The 21,094-nt window shown below is 53.2% G+C and carries 12 protein-coding genes and 1 pseudogene; 10 read left to right on the top strand and 3 right to left on the bottom strand.

Annotated elements, in window-relative coordinates; translation table 11 throughout:
- Positions 1 to 167 precede the first annotated feature (167 nt).
- A complete protein-coding gene (locus IDH45_RS12825; protein WP_190928148.1) occupies positions 168 to 3,077 on the bottom strand; it encodes a helix-turn-helix domain-containing protein in 2,910 nt (969 codons plus the stop codon).
- A gap of 204 nt (positions 3,078 to 3,281) precedes the next feature.
- Here IDH45_RS12825 and IDH45_RS12820 point away from each other — a divergent pair, with 204 nt between their 5' ends.
- The 7 genes from IDH45_RS12820 to IDH45_RS12790 all read left to right on the top strand — a co-directional run bounded on the left by IDH45_RS12820 (position 3,282) and on the right by IDH45_RS12790 (position 13,272).
- Positions 3,282 to 3,926: an SGNH/GDSL hydrolase family protein gene (locus IDH45_RS12820; protein ID WP_190928146.1), complete on the top strand. Its 645-nt coding sequence runs from the start codon at positions 3,282 to 3,284 to the stop codon at positions 3,924 to 3,926.
- 264 nt (positions 3,927 to 4,190) lie between these two features.
- Entirely contained in the window at positions 4,191 to 5,480 is a 1,290-nt protein-coding gene (locus IDH45_RS12815; RefSeq protein WP_190928144.1) for an exo-alpha-sialidase, read from the top strand.
- 19 nt (positions 5,481 to 5,499) lie between these two features.
- Positions 5,500 to 6,822: an ABC transporter substrate-binding protein gene (locus tag IDH45_RS12810; RefSeq protein ID WP_190928142.1), complete on the top strand. Its 1,323-nt coding sequence runs from the start codon at positions 5,500 to 5,502 to the stop codon at positions 6,820 to 6,822.
- Positions 6,823 to 6,875: 53 nt separating this feature from the next.
- Positions 6,876 to 8,882: a hypothetical protein gene (locus tag IDH45_RS12805; RefSeq protein WP_190928141.1), complete on the top strand. Its 2,007-nt coding sequence runs from the start codon at positions 6,876 to 6,878 to the stop codon at positions 8,880 to 8,882.
- Positions 8,883 to 8,923: 41 nt separating this feature from the next.
- A complete protein-coding gene (locus tag IDH45_RS12800; RefSeq protein WP_190928139.1) occupies positions 8,924 to 10,219 on the top strand; it encodes an ABC transporter substrate-binding protein in 1,296 nt (431 codons plus the stop codon).
- Between the two features lie 24 nt (positions 10,220 to 10,243).
- Positions 10,244 to 12,247, top strand: coding sequence for a right-handed parallel beta-helix repeat-containing protein (locus IDH45_RS12795; protein ID WP_190928137.1), 2,004 nt, complete (start codon positions 10,244 to 10,246; stop codon positions 12,245 to 12,247).
- A 128-nt stretch (positions 12,248 to 12,375) separates the two neighbouring features.
- A complete protein-coding gene (locus tag IDH45_RS12790) occupies positions 12,376 to 13,272 on the top strand; it encodes a phytanoyl-CoA dioxygenase family protein (RefSeq protein WP_190928136.1) in 897 nt (298 codons plus the stop codon).
- Between the two features lie 777 nt (positions 13,273 to 14,049).
- Here the strand turns inward: IDH45_RS12790 and IDH45_RS12785 are convergent.
- Positions 14,050 to 14,949: a helix-turn-helix domain-containing protein gene (locus tag IDH45_RS12785; RefSeq protein ID WP_190928134.1), complete on the bottom strand. Its 900-nt coding sequence runs from the start codon at positions 14,947 to 14,949 to the stop codon at positions 14,050 to 14,052.
- A 321-nt stretch (positions 14,950 to 15,270) separates the two neighbouring features.
- Here IDH45_RS12785 and IDH45_RS12780 point away from each other — a divergent pair, with 321 nt between their 5' ends.
- From IDH45_RS12780 to IDH45_RS12770, 3 genes are all read left to right on the top strand, one after another.
- A complete protein-coding gene (locus tag IDH45_RS12780) occupies positions 15,271 to 17,199 on the top strand; it encodes a glycosyl hydrolase family 28-related protein (protein WP_190928132.1) in 1,929 nt (642 codons plus the stop codon).
- Between the two features lie 454 nt (positions 17,200 to 17,653).
- The gene (locus IDH45_RS12775; protein WP_190928130.1) at positions 17,654 to 18,982 is read left to right on the top strand and encodes an ABC transporter substrate-binding protein; all 1,329 of its coding nucleotides are present in this window, start codon (positions 17,654 to 17,656) and stop codon (positions 18,980 to 18,982) included.
- Positions 18,983 to 19,046: 64 nt separating this feature from the next.
- Positions 19,047 to 20,657 (top strand): glycosyl hydrolase family 28-related protein, encoded by a 1,611-nt coding sequence (locus IDH45_RS12770; protein ID WP_317891200.1) that lies wholly within the window; start codon positions 19,047 to 19,049, stop codon positions 20,655 to 20,657.
- Here the strand turns inward: IDH45_RS12770 and IDH45_RS12765 are convergent.
- Positions 20,585 to 20,968, bottom strand: a pseudogene (locus IDH45_RS12765) (AAA family ATPase); the annotation flags it as partial. The gene IDH45_RS12770 and the pseudogene IDH45_RS12765 overlap by 73 nt on opposite strands.
- Between the last annotated feature and the right edge of the window lie 126 nt (positions 20,969 to 21,094).

Genomic DNA, 21,094 nt, shown 5'->3' with positions numbered 1-21,094 from the left:
AGGGATCTATTTGTCGGGCGCATCCTCAGTCATACGGGGCGTTCCGGTTAACCGATAACAAGTAGAGCTGAAGACCGGCATAAAGCCCTGTTCCGTTTACAGACGGACAGGGCTTTTTTGGCATTTTCGCCGCATCAAAAATGGGAGAACAAATGAGATTGGAGTGCTCATCTCAAAGTTTTCGGAGGAACGCCCCAATATTTTCGGAACGCTCTTGAGAAATATTTGACGTCCTTGAAGCCGGTCAATTCAGCAGCCTCGTATACCCTCTTCCCGGATTCAATCCATTTTTTCGCGTCATTCATGCGCTGCTGTAAGATATAATCGGAAAAAGTGGAGCCGATTTCTTGCTTGAACAGCCGGCTCAAATGAAAGGGATGGACGCCGATCCGACCCGCTAGCCGTTGTAACGACAGATCGCCGTCAATTTCCCGCTTTATGATATCCAGAGCCTCACGAACCGCCGGATGAAGGGGCGTCTCTGGCTGCTTGTTAGGGTTATATTGTAACAATTGGCGTGCGAATTGCAGCAATAGGTTGACCCCCTGGGCGGAAGAGGGCATATCTTTGATAGTGTAAAGCGCTTCCAAGTTAACGCCGAATACTTCATGGGCAGTCCATCCGCGTTTTTCTGCAAGACGGATCATGAGCATGCTGCCTTTAAGCAATGGCAACCGCCAGTCACCGTCCGCTGCCGCTTCATTGAACCCGGCCTTCCACCATGCCTTGATAGCCCGCTCCGCGCCGGATAGGTCGCCAAGCTCCAACGCTGCGACAACCACCTCGTCATAATGGATCTGTTTGACCGATTCGGACAATGAAGAATCTCTCGATGGTTCCGGCGTACGGGTATCCTCTTGAGGATGCCACGTGAAATCGATTCGAATTTCTTGATCTGATGCAGTTGATTCTTCGGCGTACAGCAGCACCGTGGAAGCAAGTCTGTCATAGTACCAGTTACCAGGCGCTCCCGTCATGCTGCGTCGCGGCCTCTCGGCCCATCGTCGTCCTTCGCTTGTAATCGCTACTGGTTTTGTTTTTGCGTGAACGATGAACTCGTAGTGTCGTCTGAAGGGCATTCCCTCGTAGGTGCCGCAGCGACGTGCAATCCGTACAGTCGTTCTGGTTTCGTCGGTTTCGCAGAATATGGACGTGACGGCGATTTGGCCATCCAAGTAGCACATGGTTTCGCCATCGTCCTCATACAAAGTAAATTCGCCGCTTTTGCGGCTGCAAGGATAGAGATGCAAAATAATCCGTTCCGCCTTGAGTTGTCCGATATAATCCATGTGCGGCAATTGGGGGATAATCGAGCCGCCGCGAACGAACAAGGGGCCGCCAACGTCTTCAAGATTTTCGCAGGTGAGCCATGTGCCGCCTTCGTGGTGTTCCCCTGTCCAGTAGTTGATCCAGCTTCCTTCGGGCAAGTAGACTTTATTCGTGTAGACGGCGACGAGCAGCGAATCCCCAAGCATATATTGCTGCGACAATTCGTCGCAAACCGGATCATGCTGAAACATCAGTGGCATAGGACGGACAATCGGCAGTCCTGTACATGCTGCCACATGGGCTGCAGAGTACAAATAAGGCATGAGGCTGTAGCGAAGTCGGGCGTACTTCGTAAACAGCTTCTGCATGGAATCCACCAGAAAAGCAGGGTGATGCAAATGAACAGATACCCGGCCAAGTCGCGACCAAGCCTGTAAAAAACCGGCGTGAATCCCTTCGGGCGTAAACATCTCCGGCATGTTGGTCGAGGTATGAATGAAGCCGGAAAGACAGCAATTTAGCATATAGGTCGTCTCTAAAGCGCCATTTGCCGAATCTCGTGAAGCTATTGCGGTAAATTGCTGGATTCCCGTATACCCAAGAGGTCCGAAAAGCATGGGCCTTTTTCCGGTTTGCGTGCGGAATCCGTCGTATATCTGTTTACCAAGCAGCAACGGAAGCAAATTGCGCAGTTCGTCGCTGCTCATGCCGTTGGACCACGTGCGCCCTGCCTCGACGTCCGACAGTATTCCTCTAGAGAGAACAAATGCCGATATGCCGTCATCGACGAATTTGCGTAAATGCGCGTACCAGGAATCGTCTGCATTCGCACCCGACGAATGTTCTCCACCAGCTGTCAAATCAGAGTCGCAGCCAAGCAGGTACAGGCTCAACTTAAATCCATGCTTACGCAACGTGTGAATAAAAGAAAATCGGCGTTGGCGAGGATCGGCGGATGCAAGGGTAGGGTAGCGCTCCGGATGCCACCGTTTCTCGTCAGACCGGTCTCCTTCCCGTTCCGTCCAATCCGGTGCGATGTCGATCAGATCGCAAGGGATGCCGAGTTGACGAAATTTCAACGCAGCCTCAGTTACGTTATGTTCATTCGACGGCTTACTGGTCAAAAAGGTAAGGCCATACGCCCAGACGGGAAGCAACGCAGGCTTGCCTGAAACGTCCGTATAGTGGTCCAGCAGTTCCGGATAGTTCCCGCCATGAAATAAGTAAAAATCGAGCAATTGCTGGGAGCCGGTCACTACCATCTCGTTCTCATTCGAGCTTCCCACATCGAAGGTTGTATCCCATGTTGTATTCAGGAGAAGCGCCCAGCCTTCGCTGCTCATCAGAAAGGGAACCGGAGCGAATGAATGCTTGACGCGCATCTGAACTGACACCGCCGAGCCCCGTCGCTGCAGGCTTGGTTGTCCGGCATCGCCGAAACCGTAAAACTTTTCGGATTCACGCAATCCGAAGCGAATTTGGAATCCGTCCGGGGTGATCTGCAGCCCGCCGGAAGTACGGATTCGCTCCCGATTCTCTCCATCCCCCCAAGCAAATCTTCCGTTTACTTTGCTTACCTCCAGGAACGTTTGTCCACTTCGAAAAATGTATTGCCCTACTGTGTCCTTCGTCGACCATGAGGCGGGAGACTCGGGATTCGATAATATGCCGTACCGGATTAAGGGGGGTTCCGCAAACTCTCCGGCGTTGTTGAAGCGGATACGAAGTGTTTGCGGGCCAACAGGCGTAATCCGAATCCAGCCCCCATCATCCAAAGGAAATTGTATATGATTCCGATCGTCCGACATGGCTACCTCCGACATAGGTTTGGCAATATTATACCGCACTATGGCTAGATACCCGCCAAAATAACCGAAAAATCTGTAAGGAGAGTCCACTATTTCGAATTCATGCTATGAAATGAAACGATTGTACTATCGTTTGCAGGTGTACTTGGCAGTTGTGAACGATAAGATTGGAATGTATTCAAAATCACACAGGGGTGACAGTCTATGAATCTGCGCATTAAGCAAGGAGATGTTGTCTTGTTTCAAGGCGACAGTATTACGGATACAGGAAGAAACAGAGAGTTGCCGAACGATTTGGGTAATGGCTACGCGTTCATGGCAGCTGCGTTATTTTCCTCTGCATATCCGCATATGCAGGTCAAGTTTTGGAATCGGGGAATTGGGGGCAACCGGACGAGGGATTTGCTTGATCGTTGGGAAGCAGATTGTCTGGAACTGCGTCCGAGTTGGGTCTCTATCCTTATAGGTATCAACGAAACATGGAGGAGGTACAGCCGAAACGATTCTACTTCCACCAAGCAGTTCGAGAAAGAATATCGTCAATTGCTCATCCTTACGAAGGAGCGGTCGGATGCCTCTATTCTCATGCTCGAACCGTTCGTGCTGCCCGTTCCGGAGGATAGGAAAATGTGGCGAGAAGATTTGGATCCCAAAATCACTGTCGTCAGGGAGTTGGCGAGAGAGTTTGGGGCGCTGCTCATACCGTTGGACGGAATGTTCGCCCAGGCGTCGATGCTGGCGCCGGCGGCATTTTGGGCGCATGATGGCATCCATCCGTCGCCGTGTGGTCACGCTCTGATAGCAAAGGCATGGCTGGGGGCTATGGGAGCGGATCGGGCTCTGAGGTAATAAAGAAGCAACCGAACCAAATAAGCCTTGCGCCAATGTCTTTCAGTTTGGTGCAAGGCTTGTTTGGTTTCGACGTTTATTTCACAAGTATCCCCGAGATCAAAATGTTATGAAAGTTCACTACCGCTAATTCCTGCTATCAAATGAAACGATTATGTTATGGTCTTCGGCTACACATAACGACGTCGACTGATAAGCTTAAAGTGCAGGCCAATGCAAAGCCGCCTGAACAGTAACAGAACAGGAACGGGAGTGGATATCGAAGTGAAGACGCATGAACAAGTCCAACACCAGTGCTGGTCGGAGGAATGGAGACGGACGAATCCGGATATAATCGTCTATCTGCCGAAACAGCCGCAAGGAGAGGATGCCGACAACGAACACTTTCTTGTGTTCGAAGCCGCTTATGACGGGGATTTGCTGGCCATGTGGACCCGCGGCGAGGCGGAAGGCGGCCGAAACGTGCATGTCGCACTTTCGCGCAGCAAGGACGGCGGAGCCACATGGGGTGAGCCGATCATCCTAGCGGGGCCGCGGGAAGGCGAAGGCAACATTGCGAGCTGGGGATTTCCCGTCGTAAGCCGGAGCGGGAGAATATACTGCTTCTTTAACCGCTTTACCGGGGTGGTCGATGCCCATCGTCAGTTTACCGGTCTGATGGAATGCAGCTATTCCGATGACAACGGTTACACCTGGAAGAAAGGGGGGAGCGTCGAGGTGCGGCGCAGCCGTTACGATCATCCTGACCCGAAAGTTCCGTCCAATTGGATCGTCTGGCAAAATCCGGTTCGCGATACCCGCGGACGTCAAATCATCGGCTTTACGAGACACGAAAGCAAAGTGTACTGGAACCGGACAAAGCAATTGAAATGTGAATGGATTCGTTTTGACAATATCGACGACGGTCCAGATCCGCAGCAGTTGAAGCTTACATGGCTGCCGGAAGACGAAGGGGAATTGTCCGTGCCGTCCGCCGGCAATCCGGAAAGAAGCTACGCGGAGGAGCCGAGCGTCGTCCTGCTTCCCGATGGACGTTTGTTCTGCGTCATGCGCACGACGACTGGTCGCATCTGGTACAGCGTATCCAGTGACGACGGAGCGACCTGGAGGAAGCCGGAGGTGATGCGGTACTCTGATAATGGCGAGGACGTGCTCCAGCCAGTAGCGCCGTGTCCGGTCTATGCGCTACAGGACGGACGGTTCCTGTTGGTCTACCATAACAATGACGGGAGTCGTGTGAACGAAGAAGGGAAAAGCTTACCCCGAACGCCCGCGTTCATCGCGCTAGGCGAGTACCGTGCGGAAGCGCACCAGCCGATCTGGTTTAGTGAGCCCAAGCAATTCGCCGATTCAGATGGCGTCGCCATCGGACCGAGCCGCAGAGGGCTTGAGCAAATACCGGCACCGTACCGGACCGAGGTGGCCACCTACACGAGCTTGACCGAGCAGAACGGCAATCGCATTTTGTGGTATCCGGACCGCAAGCATTTTCTGCTTGGCCGCTATATTACAGATCAATGGCTGGAGGAGCTTGTCGTCCCGGCAACCGAATAATCGAATCGAGGGGGTCGCAATGAAAACAAAAATAGCGTTTCTGGCGACTGTCGGCGGTATGCTGCTCGCAGCGGCATGCGGACCAAAAGCGATTGAGGAATCGAATGGAGAGAGCCAGCCCGAAACGGGGTTGACCGTCGGCCATTTGGCGAAGCAGGCGGCTGAACCGCAAGTCGAGCTCGTATTCACCGCCTCGGCCAGAGTCAGCATAGAGCAGTTTATGGAGCAGCACGGAGGCAAAGAAATTCAGAAAAAGTTCCCGAATACCAAAATCACCTTTTTGCCGGGGGGCGATTTGCAAACATTGGTCACGACAAAGCAGCATTTCGACATCTTGCTCAGTTCGGTCGGACTGACGCCGTCCAGCTTGTTGACCTATGACTTGCAGAGTGACATCAGCGACTTGATCGCCAAAACCAAGTATGATCTTTCCCGGCTTGAACCGTCTACGATCGAAATACAGAGACAGCTCGCAAATGGAGGCATATACGGTCTGCCTGTAAACACGGTTTCAAGCGCGCTGTTTTACAACAAAGATTTGTTCGATCGTTTCGGCGTCGGTTACCCGACGGACCGTATGACCTGGAATGAGCTTTTCGAACTGACCAAAAGAATGACGCGTTCGGAGGGGGGAGTCCGCTATAGCGGGCTCACGATCGCCTTCCAGCACCTGATGTTTTTGAACCAGTTATCCGCTCCGCATCTCGATCCGGTTACGAATAAGGCGAGATTTACAGACGCGGACTTTACAAGAGCTTTTGAAAATATGGCGAGATTTTACCGCATTCCCGGAAACGGCTTGACCAAGAACACATTTTCGCTGCCTGAGCAAAAAAGCTTGTTCAATAAAGAACAAACGGCCGCGATGCATCTGACGTTGAGCAGTCTTGGGGTTGATAATATCGGGATGAATTGGGACATGGTGCGGACGCCGGTATTCCCAGACAAGCCGGACACCGGTCCGCAGTCGTACCCCTCTTATTTTTACCTCACGAGCATGAGCAAGCAGCGGGATGCCGCTTTTCAGGTGCTCGCCTACATCACTTCGGACGAGTTTCAGGAGTGGCAGGCCAAGAACGGGGTTCCGACTATTTTGAACGACCAGACCAGGGTGATGACCGACTTCGGCATTAATCAACCCTTGTACAAAGGCAAAAATATAAAGGCCATACTGCCCGAAAAGTTCGCCGGGCCGACGTTGAAGCCGCGCTACCAAAGCATGGCGGACAAAGAGGTGCTGAATGCACTCGGCGAGTACAGCGCAGGCAAGGACGTCAATAGCGCTTTGCGGGAGGCAGCCGAGCGGGCGGACCGGACTATAGCGGCAGAGGCTGGCAAATAATCGCCCTGTCTCCGATACAGCTCAGGAAATAACGGAACCGATGGAGGTATACTGTGACAATGCTACTCTGCTGCAAAGAGACGAATGATCTGTATCGCGCACTTGTCGGCTCGGGAATATCGTGTGCCCGTTTCGACCGATTGGAAGATGCGCTGGATGCGGCACAGCCCGGTGAGGGATTGCTTTTACTGGCAGACGGTAATCCACGCTCTGCATTCCGAATGGACGGGAAGACATCGGAAGAAACGCGTCGCAAACAATTGAAGGTGTACCTCGAATATCCGCATACCGGGTTCGGGACGGACTACGGCGAACCGACGGCGATCCAATGGGAGAGGCTCGTCGCGGTTAGCGACTACTTCTCGCCGGAGGTGGAACAGCTCGCGATCCTGAACATGCACGGCAGCATGTTCGCTCCGATCGTCGTTCCGGAATCGATGACGGTTCATCTTGCTCTCGCCCGCGTCGCCGGATATGACAAAGCCGTTTTCGGCTTGCCGGAAAACCCGGTGCCGATATTGTTGGAATCACCGGACCGGAGCGTCTTAATCGCCGCAAGCGGCCTGAGCCGGTTCGTGTCCGGCAGGTATGCGCCAACGGCGGCTTGGCGCGCAGTATGGAAGCGCATTCTGGAGTGGCTCGGTTACGGAGAGGCGGCGGCCGTACTGCAATGGGAGCCGGCGGTCGGAGTGCAATACGACAAGGAGGCTTCTCTTCCCGATCAGGCCGAAGCACTGGCCTTCGATCGCGTCATGACCTGGTTCAGCCGGTATGCTGTCTACAGCATCGATGCGCATATCGGGGTCATCGAAGGGTTCGAGTCGACGATCCGTCCGAACGGCCGTCAACTGATGCGACCGCGTCTGCGTGCGGACTGCATCGCGGAGAGCGCGATGGCGTTTGCTCACGATTTCGCGGTTACCGGCAATCCGGAAAGCCGGTTCATGGCGGAAAAAATGATGAATACGATCTGGTCCGGTCCGGACTTTTACAACAATGAGCCGAATGAAGCGAACTATGGTTTGGTCAACTGGTATGACCGAAGAAAAGTGTATTACGGCGACGACAACGCACGGGTAATTTTGGCTTGCCTGTCCACACGCAATCTGCTCGCAGACGACCGTTGGGATGAAGCCATAACGCACTGCTTGCTGGCCAATTTCCGTACTTCCGGTACGCAGGGCTTCAGACGGCCATTTCTGCAGGCACCGCGCTCATTCGCGGGAACAGACGGGTGGAAAAAGTATTACGAAGAGGACTATACGCTTTATTCGCCGCATTATCAGTCTTACTTGTGGGCGTGCAATTTATGGGTTTACGCGATGACCGGATACGAGCTGTTTTTAAAGCGGACGAAGCAAGCGATCCGGCAAATGATGGAGGCATACCCGTCGCAATGGAACTGGACGAACGGCATGACCCAGGAGATCGCCCGCATGTTGTTGCCCCTGTCGTTTCTCGTCCAGGTCGAAGATACGGAACAGCACCGCTTGTGGCTGAAACAAATGGCCGACGAGCTGCTGATGCAGATGCAGCCTTGCGGTTCGATCCGGGAACACCTCGGGGCGCTGGAACAAGGAAGGTACGCTCCGCCAGTTTCCAATGAACAGTTTGGAAGCCGCGAAGCCCCCCTGCTGCAGGAAAACGGCGATCCGGTATGCGATTTGCTGTACACGGCCAATTGGGGGCTTATCGGTCTGCACGAAGCGGCAGCAACGACCGGAGACGGCCATCTGCGTGAAGCCGCAGACAGGCTCACGTCATTTATGCTCCGTATACAGATCCGCTCCCAACAACACCCCTATCTCGATGGAGCGTGGATGCGCGGCTTCGATGACGAGAAGTGGGAATATTGGGGCAGTTCGGCCGATTGCGGTTGGGGACCGTGGTGTGTCGAAACCGGATGGACGAACAGTTGGATCGCGAGCGTACTGTCCATGCGAATCCGTAGCGAACGTTTGTTCGATACATCCGCTGCCGCATCATTCCGACAGCTCATGCCCGGTCTTCTTGAGGAAATGGGCTTGAAGTCATCTTTATCGGATCGTGAACATTTATGACATACGAGATGGAGTGAAGACCCCTGAAGACGAAAAACAGGTTGACCGCCTTGCTGCTTATTCCGTTCGTTTTGTCGGCATGCTCCGGTGTGCAGTCGGGAGAACAGGGACCGCCAGAGACCAAGCAGCCGGAAGTGAAAAAGCCGTATACGATGTTTGTATTCGCCCAGTCCGTCACGGAGGAGGAGTTCAACGAAAGGTTCAAGACAGCGCTCGAGCGGAAGTTTCCCCATATTACATTCCGATATTCCGCCGGAGGCAAAGGCGCCTCCATTACGGACCTGGTCGCGCAAGGAGACATCCCGGATATTATTCGTACGGATGTTCCAACTTTGCAGACAGGCTACTTGGACTTGGGGCTCGGGCAGGATTTGACCTCGTTCGTTCAAACGCATAAATACGATCTGAACCGGTTCGTGCCCTCATTCATCCAGGAGCTGACCGAAGCCGCGCCGGCTGGAGAGCTGTACGGTCTTCCCGTTCCACCCTATTACCCGATGGTGTTGTATTACAACAAAGATCTGTTCGATAAGTTCGGGGTGACGTATCCGAAGGACGGAATGCCTTGGGAGGATTTGGTCGCCAAAGCCAGGCAACTGTCCAGGACGGATGGCGGCGTCCCGTATCGCGGCTTCAGCATGAACTATTTGTCGGTGCTGCGCGATAATCCGTTCTCGCTTCCGATCCTGGACCCGAAGGCGGATCAGCTGTCTGCTTCGGACAAATGGAAAACCATATTCGATCACTATTTACGGTTGTACGCGCTGCCGAACAATAAGATTGAAACCGTGCGCGCCAACGAAACGAATGCGTTCGCCAAAGGAAACGTCGCCATGCAGATCGATTCGTACAGTATAGCCGCAGTTAATAAAGCTCCGAAGGATGCGAATTGGGATATGGCCGCCTATCCGCTCATGGAAGGCGCACCGAAGGTGACGGGGCAGCGGGGGCCAGCCTACTGGTCGCTGACGAAGCAAAGCAAGCATCAGGACGAAGCGTTCCAGGTCATCATGCAGATGCTGTCCGATGAAATCCAGATGTCGGACTCGATGAAGGGCGCGCCGACCACGCTGGTCAATCCGTCGATTCAAGCCGCGCTGGGCAAAGAACATCCGGTATACCGCACGAAAAATATGAAGGCGATCAGCTATTTCCCTCCTGCCAGCTACGCCAAGAAACGCGATCGCGGTTTGAAGGACGTGCCGCTCGCAACGCAGCAAAGCTTGCTCGGAGACGCTTTTCTGCAAACGGCCAGAGGGCAAGTGGATGTGAACACGGCGCTTCGCGAGCTGGGAGACAAGCTCAAGCTGGAATTAGACAAGGAGAAGAACAAATAATTCGAGCCATGGAGGTTGCGGACTATGAAGGAGCATACGACCGATACGCAGTTAAGCCGAAGAAAGCTGCTAGGAGCGGCAGGCGCGGCTGTCCTAACCGGAATGGTATTGGGCACCGCAGGGTACGCCCGGCAAGGAAGCGTAACAGAGAGTGTGTACGGCGAACCGCAAGAGGAGCCGGGCTGCTGCATCAAAACCGTGATGTTCTACCTGGACAATCCGTCCGAGCTGCAGGACGATTGCGTCGTGACGACTTCGGGATTTTATGCCGACGGGGATGGGGGAAGCGCCATGTACGCCGTCCTGCCCGTTCTCGGGAGCGAGACGTGGATCAGCACGCCATACGGTTTTGAATTGAACGGTAACGGGGAGATCCGTGCGGGAGTCAGGAAGCTGCGCTATCTTTCCGACGGCGCTGCGAATGTGAAGGCGTTTGGCGCCAAGGGCGATCCGGCAGGCAACGACACGATCCCGATTCAAGCGGCCATCGATGCATCTGACGTTGGTGCGACCGTCCTTTTTCCAAGCGGCACCTATGTCGTCACCTCGCTCACCGTCGTCCAATCAACCCGTTTCAACAGTATGGGCGGCGCCACGATCCGATTTCAGGACGGTCTGGCGCAGCGTACGCTGATGTTTCGCATGGCCGCAAACGGCATAGACGTCTCGTTCGAAAATCTCGTCTTCGACGGCAACAAGGATAACCATACGCAGCCGAATGGTGTAAATCGGTATTACTACCGCATTCTGTATTGGGCTTTTTCGGATAATCCGTATGTGAGCGGCAAATCGTCGCTTACCGTTCACGGCTGCAAATTTCTGAATACGCCGTCCCATGCGATCTACTTGCGGGCATACGATGACGCTGATAAAGCGGACATGAACCACGCGCTCTTGTACAGCATCGAAGACAATCATTTTGAGAAAGGTTATGAAAGCGCTCCCGGCGATGTCGATACGAGTATGATTTCGCTCAATAACAATTGCCATGGCATCATAGCGGACAATACATTTGTCAAAAACGAAGCGGTTTTGCGGCACGGTCTCGGGGCAATCGTCATCTCGACGGGCGACACGGCGGTCGAAGTGTTCTCGAGTGTCGTCATCCGCAACAACTTGTTCCATAATTATGGCCGCCAAAATGCGGATGCGGGCATCGGTCCGATCGGGGTAGTGGAATTTTACGCCTCTTGCGACAAGCTCATCATCGACGGGAACCGGTTTTTCGATTCTTACTATACGCCGATCAAAGGAAAAACGAATTCCCGAAGCTGCGTCATTACAAATAATATTATCGAAGGGGCTTTGATCAACGCCAATTCCGAAGTGAAGCAGTTCGGCATCAATATCGGCAGGGGAAGCTATTTCGGGATTTATGACAAGTACATCATCTCTCATAATATTATCAAAAATACATTTGGTAACGGGATCACGATTGTCGGATCAAGCTCTACAGTTGCTCCGGCACCAGTCGGGTGGATCAAGGATGTCGTCATCGTCGGAAACATTGTCGAGGCAATCGCCGAGCCGGGCACGGAGTCCTACGGCGTTCACGTAAGGCATTATGAGAATGCTACCATTTCCAATAATACGCTCAAAAACAACGTGCGCTCTATTTATTGCAGCAATTGCAAGATTGGAACGATCATTTCGAATAACGAACTGCACAATGCCACGAAGGGGTTTGTTATCTTCCAAGGATATACGGCAGGGGAAGGCGGTTATACCGATTACGACGCCGACCTCGTGGTGACAGGCAATCTGATGCGGACGACATTGACTATAGGGAATACGGGGTTCTGGTGTCAATATTATGAGAAAGTCAATACGATCAGTTCGACCGGCAACGTTGCCCGGGTCGCAGGAGCGATTCCTGCGGATTACTTTATCCGAACAGGTTCCAGTGTTACCGGGTCCGTTTCCGCTCATCACAATGTGCTGCAAGGAAACGTAACCTCGTTTTTTCTCATTGGCTCGGGAACGTTGAATCAGACGCAAAATCTGCATAACGGCACAATCGTCCCATAACCATGCTTCCCGGCATGCCGGTACGGTTTTAAATAAATTGCGTACGGATTTGGCTAACTACTTCCTGAGGCGCCTCCTTTATTCTTGGAGTATGCAAGAACACTTCAGAACTGGGAAGGGGAACGACGATGAACGTACAGATCGGCAATCGGGAGATGGAGATGGGCGGTAAATATTTGACGGAGCTGCGCAGCTCGAACGAGATTTGGGACGATACAGAGGCTTTGCGCCGGCGGTTGAAGGAAGACGGTTATTTGCTCATACGCGGCTTGCATGACCGGGAAGAGGTGCTGGCGGCAAGAATGGAGTTTCTCCGGTCGCTGGAGGCGCAGGGCAAGCTTGATCCCGCCTCCCCGATCGAAGAAGGAGGAATCGCTTCCGGCAATAAAGGCGCCATGTGGGGCAAAAGCGCCGACGAGCTGCAAGCGGAGTTTCCGAACTTTCTGAATGTGGTCAACTCTCCGAAGGTGTTTGCGCTTTTTGAACGCATTCTCGGCGGACCTGTGCTCACTTACGATTACAAATGGCCGCGGGCGATCGCCAAGGGCGGCAACACCGGCGCTCATTACGACATCGTCTATATGGGACGCGGGACGAAAAATGTCTATACGATGTGGACGCCGTTCGGCGACATTCCGCTGGATCTGGGAACACTGGCGATGCTGTTGGATTCCCAACGATACGAGAGAATCAAGAGAACGTACGGCCAGATGGACGTTGACCGCGATAACGTAGCCACCGGCTGGTTCTCCGACGATCCGGTCGAAATTGTCGACCAGTATGGCGGACAATGGGCCACGACAGCCTTTGAAGCAGGCGATGCGATCATTTTCGGGATGTACATGATGCACGCTTCGCTGAACAATACGACGGACCGGTTCCGGATCAGCGCGGATACGCGTTACCAGCTGGCCTCCGAGCCGGTTGACGAGCGCTGGATCGGCAAAAAGCCGAAGGGACACTATGCATGGGGCAAAACGCCATCCAAGCCGTTAGCGGAAGCGCGCAAGGAGTGGGGCGTCTAAGTACAGCAGGCGGCATACCGAAGAAAGAGGTGCCCCCAAAAAATGTAATTTTGCGATGTGTTGAGCCCCGGATAGGGACCGGTTTTGCATGGGAATAAGGACCTCCGCCTCCACTTTACCGTGGAATGTGAGGTCCTTTCCTATGGAAACGGGACGCGATGTCCTCAGGTTATGCGAACGTTTTTTACCTTTGCGAGCGTCCCATGTTTATGCAAGTGCCCGCAGTCAGGTGTCGCCGGCGAATAGAAGGGCCGCACGGCTCTTGCGTTGCCAGCAGCCAGGATGGGATGGGTTTGTCGGACAACCGCCGCCGTGGGCAAGGGATAAGGGTGGTTTGCGGCTTTTATTTTGTCCAAATCCCGACTGAATGGGGAAATAAGAGCGGTTTACAGCTCTTAAAACCCGCGGAAAGCGTGCACACCCCATCAGTTGGTGGAAATAAGAGATACAAACCGCCTCTAATTACCTCTACCGTCCCAATTGCCCGAAAATAAAGGGTGCCAGAGACTCTTATTCGGTTAGTAAGCCTGTACGGCAACTTGACGCAACCCCATACGTTTGTGTGCAGGAGGCTACGAGTAACCTCGCTCCGGCCTCTCGTTGAATCAGGTTGCCTGGAGGAGACTAGGAGGCTTTCTGGATACAATACGACTTCAATGCAGCCTGTAAGCTTATTTACGAAATGGTCATGGTTGAGCTGCGCTCAAACGTAGAACCGTCTGGACGACTTTACCCAACGAAACGATGATGTTCCACCGCCCCGCACCTGCCTGCCCGCTATATCCGCTTAAACATCCGCCCCTGCAAAATTTTTGCGTACTCCGAGGGCGACGATCCGGTCATCTGCTTAAACTGCTTCGAGAAATAATGCATGCTGGTATAGCCGAGCAGTTCGGCGATTTCCGTGAAGTTGAAGTTATCCTCGCGAATATATGCTTTGGCTTTTTCGATTTTGAGCCGGTTGGCGTATTCGATCAGACTCGATCCGGTCTGTTTCTTGAACAGGATGCTGAGCCGCGTCTTGCCGATGGCGAATTCGTCGCAAATATGTTCCAGCGAAATGTCTTGGCCGAGATGGTTTTCCAGGTAACGGATAATCTCGTCGACCAGACCCGTCTCCTGATTTTCCAATATCGAAGGGGGCAGCTCCGAGCGGGATTCCGGCTCCGTGCCGCCGCGGATCAGCTGGATGAGCAGCATCTCCAGGTACATTACAAACATCTGCTCGCCGGCGAACGGGGCGCTCGGTTTGCGCACAAGCCGCTTCGTAGGCCGGTTCGAGGGATCAGGGCCGAAGGTCCGGTCGCCCTCGTTCATGAGTAGCCCGAGCATCGCTTTCTCCCGGTCCGCCAGCCGGAATAGCGGGTTGTGCTTGAAGAAATTCATCTTGGGCGAGCGGCACTCGAAGGAAACGATAAATACGTTCGGGGCGATCTTGCCGTTGCTGCGCGTAGCATGGAATCGGTTCGGTTCAAAAAAGATCAAATCGCCCTGCTTGAGATCGTAATGCCCGAAGTCGGTATCGATCCACACCTCGCCTTTATCGACGTAGAACAGCTCCCAAAAATCGTGCTTTTCGCCGTCGAACGAGTAGTTTTTGGCAAGCTCGAAATAGTAACAAGTGACCAGTTTATGGATCACAATCTCCTGTCTGATCCGGTATCGCGGAAACTCCATCGTCGCCACTCCTTTCCTACTGGTAATTCAGATCAAGGCGGGAGCGCCACCAGTCTGCTTGGCGAATGAATCGGTACCCTCGTAACTGTTATATACATTTCCACAATCGGCTTGTAAATCCTCTCGAACAAAACCACCAAAAATGCGAACAAATCAACAAAGTTGAGTACAAAAAATGCGAAGGTATGAATAAAGCTTTCACGCTCCATTCCCGTTATGATAACGATTGTAAGCGATTCCGCGATAATGGGGCGAAGATGCCGACTTTCCTTCTGCAACGCATCGCCGCTCCTGCATCGCGTACATGAAGAGGAGTTTACAATGTCTGAGGAAAACAAGGAACGGGGAGAAGAAACACGTTCGGGGCCGGGGAAACGCGTCAGCCGAAGAACGCTGCTCGCTTCGCTCGGCATGGCGGGGGCCGCTGCCGTACTTGGCGTTTCCGTAGCTGCGGTTAACGGCAGCGGAGCGGAGATGTGGGAGGCGAAGGGCACCAGGGTGACCACCATGGACGAACTGAGGGCGATGACGGGGGAAGCTGATCCGGCGCTTGTGTATTACGTCACCGATCCCGGCCGGGAAGGTCACTTTTATTGCGATGTGGACGATCCGGTCTCCAGGGATAACGACGGAACGATTCTGGTCACCGTATCCGGAGTCCGCTACAAACGGATCAGGGAAACCGAGTACACGAACGTAAAATGGTTCGGAGCCAAGGGGGACGGGAGCCACGACGATTTCACGGCGATTCAGGCCGCGATTGACGCCGTGTCGCTTCAGGGCGGAGGCACTGTTTTTTTCCCGAAAGGCACGTATAGCGTGTCCCCGTATTTGAGCAAATGGATCAAGCTCAAGGACAACGTAAATTTGCTCGGCGAAGGAACAAGCTCGGTGATCAAGGTGAAGGACGACGCCGGCGACTATTTCGCGATTTTTTACGGCAGCACGTCCGAACCGCTGCGCAACGTCCGCATCAGCAACCTGAAGTTCGATCAGAACCCGCAGAACAACTTGTCTTGCCACATCGATCTGGACCGGAAGGATACGCGATACTTTTTTCAGTTTTGCATCATTTCGTACCGCTACGAGAACATCGCGATCGACAACGTGGAGTTTGATCCGACCTGCGGGGTCAACTCCATCTCGCTGAACAGCGACACGGGCAAGCTCGCCTCGATTACGAACTGTTACTTCAATTTCGTGATAGCCAAAGGCAATGGCACGTACGACAATTCCGCAATTTACTTAAATGGCAGAAATCATCTGGTGGCGAACTGCCTGTTCCATGCCGGTCCGGGACAGAAGGCGCGGGGAGCGATCGAGACGCATTTGGGGCAGAGCACGATAGCGAACAACGTGATGGACGGTTATTACACGGGCGTCAATCTGCAAGCGGGCAACGTCAGCGGCAGCGACGACCGCTGCGACATGACGATTACCGGCATCCAGCTCGGAAGCTTTCAGAAAGCCGGCGTCGTCTCGAACGCATTAATTACCGGCAATGTGATCGTGAACGCCGGTCATTATCCGACAAAGGTCGAATCGTACCGGGCCGGCATCGCGTTAAGATCGACCGTAATCGGAGCGCGGATCAGCGGCAATCTGATTTCGGATACGTACGACGAGCCGAAGGGGTTTTGTTCGATCCGTATTAGCGACGGCGAAGGGACTTACACGGACGTCGAGGTGACGGGCAATCAGATCCGGACGAACCAGGGGGGATTGTGGCTGCTGCTCAGCCCGTCGGTCCGAACCGATGTGCGGTCGCTCGTGTTCACATCACCGGTCTATCCTCCGGCGGCAGGTACGTATAGGCCGGGAGATATCGTCTGGATTACCGGGCTGAACTCGAAGGACGGCATAACGCCGGTCGGCTGCAAAGCCGTATCCGAGGGCACCTCCGGGACGCTGAGCGGCATACGAGCTGCCGGCGAAGCGGGGCAACCGGTTATTACCGTAAGCGATGCCTCGCCGCTTGAGACGGGGCAATGGATACGGATCACCTCAGGCAATCAGGTGCGGAAAATCGTCCGAATCGCCGGCAGCGAGGTGAGGCTCGAAACGCCGCTTGCGACGGCAATCCAGGGTACGAGTCCCGTGACTTATGCGGCCCCGTTATGGAAACCGTTCGGCCGGCTGGGAAGCCTTGCCCCTGTAGACGATACGAATGGCGCAACGCTGTCCGAGATTGAAGGGGAGGTGAACCGGTTGAAGGAGGTGCTGCGGACATACGGAATTGTGGGGCGTTAGACAATACCGGGAAAGCCGGAACGATCCGGCTGGAATCGCGTTGCGTTCCCCCGGAGACCGGCTCCGCGACGGCCGCGGCCGCGAAATTTTGCAGGAAACGATCCTTTACTCCGTATCGGGGGAAGGGTACAGGTACATGCGGAGATCGAAGCTTTGGAGGATGTCACCATCACCCGTTATTATGGGCTGCAGACGGTTAATTACGCGTGGAACGGTGACATCGCCTACATGGCCGGAGACCGCGTCGTATCGTCAAGTCCGGTGAAGGCAAACAGCGATTCCGGCAAGCTGCCGGATTACCCGGACATCGACCGGCAGCATTTACTTACGAATACGGAAAGTCGTACTTTTTGCAAATCATGGAGAAGGCGTATGTACTGCCCACAGGGAAGACGATTTCCTGGCGGGGGAGCTACCGGTTTTATTCCACACAAGAAGATTAGGGGGATATCCAATGTTAAAAAAAATGAGCGCAGCCTCCATCGTGTCGGCAGCACTGCTTGCCACTGTAGCAACAGGCTGCGGAACGCAAACGGCAGGCAACCAAGGCGGAGAAGAGCCCCAAGCGCCTGCGCCTAAAACAAGAGAACCGGCGGAAATCGTCTTTTACTCGTCGAACGGCGATCCTGCGGAAAGCTTCGATTACCGGTTTGGCAATTCGATCCGCAAGAAGTTTCCGAACTATACGATCAAGTATATTCAGAGCACGAAGGGCAGCACGATGCCGGAGCTGCTGACTGCGGGCACCAAATTCGATATTTTCTTCATATCGACCGGCAACTATGAATCGATGATGTTCGATAACGGACTCGAAATCGATATGGACGAATTGGTCAAAAAGCATAAAGTGGACCTGACCAAAATCGAGCCTACGGTTATCCAGGGTATTCGCGATTCGTCGGGCGGCAAACTGACCGGCATCCCCGTTCATACGAACAACATGGTGTTGTATTACAACAAAACGCTGTTCGATAAATTCGGCGTTTCGTATCCGAAAGACGGCATGACGTGGGACGAGATTCTCGAGCTGTCCAAAAAACTGACCCGCAGCGAAGGCGGTACGCAATACTACGGGTTTACCACCTCGGCGAACCATCTGTTGAGAATGAATCAGTTTTCCGTCCCGAATGTGGATTTAAAAACGCAAACGCCGACCATTAATAAGGACGAGAAGTGGAAGTTGTTTTTCCAAAAAGTATTTCTCGATCCGTATATGGATGCCGGATACAAGGAGCAATTGGATAAGACGAACAAATTACCTGACATCAACTACTTCCTGAAGGACCAGAACGTAGCCATGTACGCCTATTTGTCCAGTCTCGTCTACGTGCTGCCCGACGATCTTCAGAAGCTGAATTGGGACATGGTCTCGCTTCCGACGTTTAAGGAGCAGCCGGGAGTCGGCTCCCAGTCGTATCCGTTTTACTTCGGCATTACGAAGCTGAGCAAAAATCCGGACGCCTCGATGGAAGTGCTAAAGTATATGGTTTCCGACGAATTCCAAATGGAGCTGTCCAAAAAAGGGATTATGCCGGTCGTGAAAAACGAAGCTGTTCAGAAAGCGCTTGGACAGGATTCGCCGTTTAAGAACAAAAATCTCAAAGCCGTCTTCCATAATAAATTCGCTCCGATTCCCGCAAAAGCGCCTTACGACGCTTCGATCGTCGCCAATTATGCGAAATATGCGGACCAGGTCATGAAACAAAAGATGGATATCAATACCGCGTTCCGCAAGTCCGAAGAAGAATCGCTCAAGATCATCGCCGAGTACAAAAACAAATAACATTACCCTGACGACCGGGTCCGCATAAGCACAACGTCTCGGCAGTCTGAACAATTTAACCAAAATGCTGAACAAGATAACAATCCGCAGCACAAAAAAAACGGTCGGCCGGACAAAGCTTTTTTGTCCGGCTCCGGCTAAGATTGTTATGAAAGCGGTTTCTGTGAGCAAACCCTTGTATGTACAATCATTTAGGGAGGAAAAACGAATGAAAGAACAGATGAACCCGATCGAAAGCGGCGAAGAAGATTCTCATCAAGCTGCAAGCAGCATGGTTAGCAGAAGGAAGTTGCTTGTATCTCTAGGGCTGGCGGGAGCCGCGGCTGTCAGCTCATCACTTGGAAGCGCTTACGGAAATGGTGCGAGTCTGGTGACAGAGGCGGTATACGGCAACAGTAATAAGATAAAACCGAAAGAGCTGATGCAGATGGATTACTGCGTCGTCTCGACAATTGTCGCCTTAAGGGCGGAGACGAATCCGAGCGCGGATTTGTTATATTATGTCACCGACGAAGGTCAGGAAGGCTTCTTCAGGTACGATCCGGCCGACACCGCGACGGCCGACAATCTGGGAACGGTGCTCGTGTCTTCGTCCGGAGCAAGATTCAAACGGATTATCGAGACGGAATATGTAAGCGTCAAATGGTTCGGAGCGAAGGGCGACGGCAGCAGCGACGATTTTCAGTCGATCCAGAACGCGATCAACGCCATATTCGCGATGGGCGGCGGGACCGTTTTTTTCCCGAAAGGCACGTATATCGTATCTCCGTATTTGAATAAATGGATTACGCTGAGAAACGATGTGAACCTGCTGGGTGAAGGCGTCGGCTCGGTCATTAAAGTGAAGGACAATGCGGGCGATTACTTTACGATCTTCTACGGCAGCAGCAGCGCACCGCTTAAAAATGTACGGATCAGCAAGCTGCGGTTCGACCAAAATCCGCAAAACAATCTCACCTGTTACATCGACCTTAATAGAAAAGACACGGTTTATTTTTACCAGTTCTGCATCATCTCGTACCGCTACGAAAATGTAAGCGTTGACAATGTGCATTTCGATCCTACATGCGGCGTCAACTCGGTTTCGCTCAACAGCAATACGGGTTACCTCGCTTCGATTACGGATTGTTATTTCAACTTCGTCATGGCAAGAGGGACCGGCGATTACGACAACTCCGCGATTTATGTGAACGGCCGGAATCATACGGTGATGAACTGTATGTTTTATGCGGCTCCCGGGCAGAAGGCGCGAGGGGCGATCGAGACGCATCTGGGGCAAAGCGTCGTTTCGAACAATGTGATGGACGGATATTATACGGGAGTCAATCTCCAAGCGGGTAACGGCACGGACGACCGGTGCGATATGACGGTTTCCGGCAATACGATCAGCAACGCCAATCAAGGAATCCAGATTGGGCCCTACGGCACCCATCCGGTCAAAAACGTAACGGTTATCGGCAATACGATTACGCTGACCAACAAGGTGCATCGGCGATACTTGACCGTGGGTATCGCAAGCGCGGGATGGACAAGCGAGAAGACCGTCTTCGAAAATATTACAGTGAGCAACAATACGATCGTCTTTCAGGAAGAGTTCGAGTTATGCTCGAGCCGGTGCGGGCTTCTGTTGCGCTCCAGTCTTGCGGACAGCTCCGCTTCCAGCTCGACGAAATAAACATCGGCCCCCTTGGATTCGAAAATCCGGCAGACGTTGTCCACATAGTCCCAATCCGCTTGACGGTCAAACGACCAGAGGAACGTAAAGATCAATCCGTCCAATTCGCTGGCTGCCACCTCTTCGAAAATGGCCTGCCGGAACAGCTTGACCAGTCGTTTTCCCGGCTCAGTACCATAGCTGAAAAACGGGACGACCAGCTCGATGCTCATATGGTTGTGAAACAGCTTTAACCCTGTTATTTTGGCGAGTTCTTGCCCGACCGTCATCTTGCCGACCGCCTGCGGACCGAATAGCAGCACGAACTTCATCGTTTCCACTTCCTTTCTTTTTTACGATTATAGGGGAAAAGGAAGCGGGGAGCCAGATCTGATCGAATCCGTCAGGAAATGCACTTTACTAGGCGGAGCGCAAGGTATACCGGGACGGCAAGCATA

The sequence above is a fragment of the Paenibacillus oceani genome (genome assembly GCF_014705615.1).
GTDB classification, from domain to species: domain Bacteria; phylum Bacillota; class Bacilli; order Paenibacillales; family NBRC-103111; genus Paenibacillus_AB; species Paenibacillus_AB oceani.
Note: the sequence above shows the minus strand (reverse complement) of the source record. Positions and strands in the feature narration are given on the sequence as shown.

Excerpts from the sequence above, each read along its gene's own strand:
- IDH45_RS12785 (WP_190928134.1), bottom strand. The coding sequence starts at position 14,949 with ATGGAGTTTCCGCGATACCGGATCAGACAGGAGATTGTGATCCATAAA.
- IDH45_RS12820 (WP_190928146.1), top strand. The coding sequence starts at position 3,282 with ATGAATCTGCGCATTAAGCAAGGAGATGTTGTCTTGTTTCAAGGCGAC.
- IDH45_RS12775 (WP_190928130.1), top strand. The coding sequence starts at position 17,654 with ATGTTAAAAAAAATGAGCGCAGCCTCCATCGTGTCGGCAGCACTGCTT.
- IDH45_RS12780 (WP_190928132.1), top strand. The coding sequence starts at position 15,271 with ATGTCTGAGGAAAACAAGGAACGGGGAGAAGAAACACGTTCGGGGCCG.
- IDH45_RS12770 (WP_317891200.1), top strand. The coding sequence starts at position 19,047 with ATGCTGAACAAGATAACAATCCGCAGCACAAAAAAAACGGTCGGCCGG.
- IDH45_RS12825 (WP_190928148.1), bottom strand. The coding sequence starts at position 3,077 with ATGTCGGACGATCGGAATCATATACAATTTCCTTTGGATGATGGGGGC.
- IDH45_RS12790 (WP_190928136.1), top strand. The coding sequence starts at position 12,376 with ATGAACGTACAGATCGGCAATCGGGAGATGGAGATGGGCGGTAAATAT.
- IDH45_RS12795 (WP_190928137.1), top strand. The coding sequence starts at position 10,244 with ATGAAGGAGCATACGACCGATACGCAGTTAAGCCGAAGAAAGCTGCTA.
- IDH45_RS12810 (WP_190928142.1), top strand. The coding sequence starts at position 5,500 with ATGAAAACAAAAATAGCGTTTCTGGCGACTGTCGGCGGTATGCTGCTC.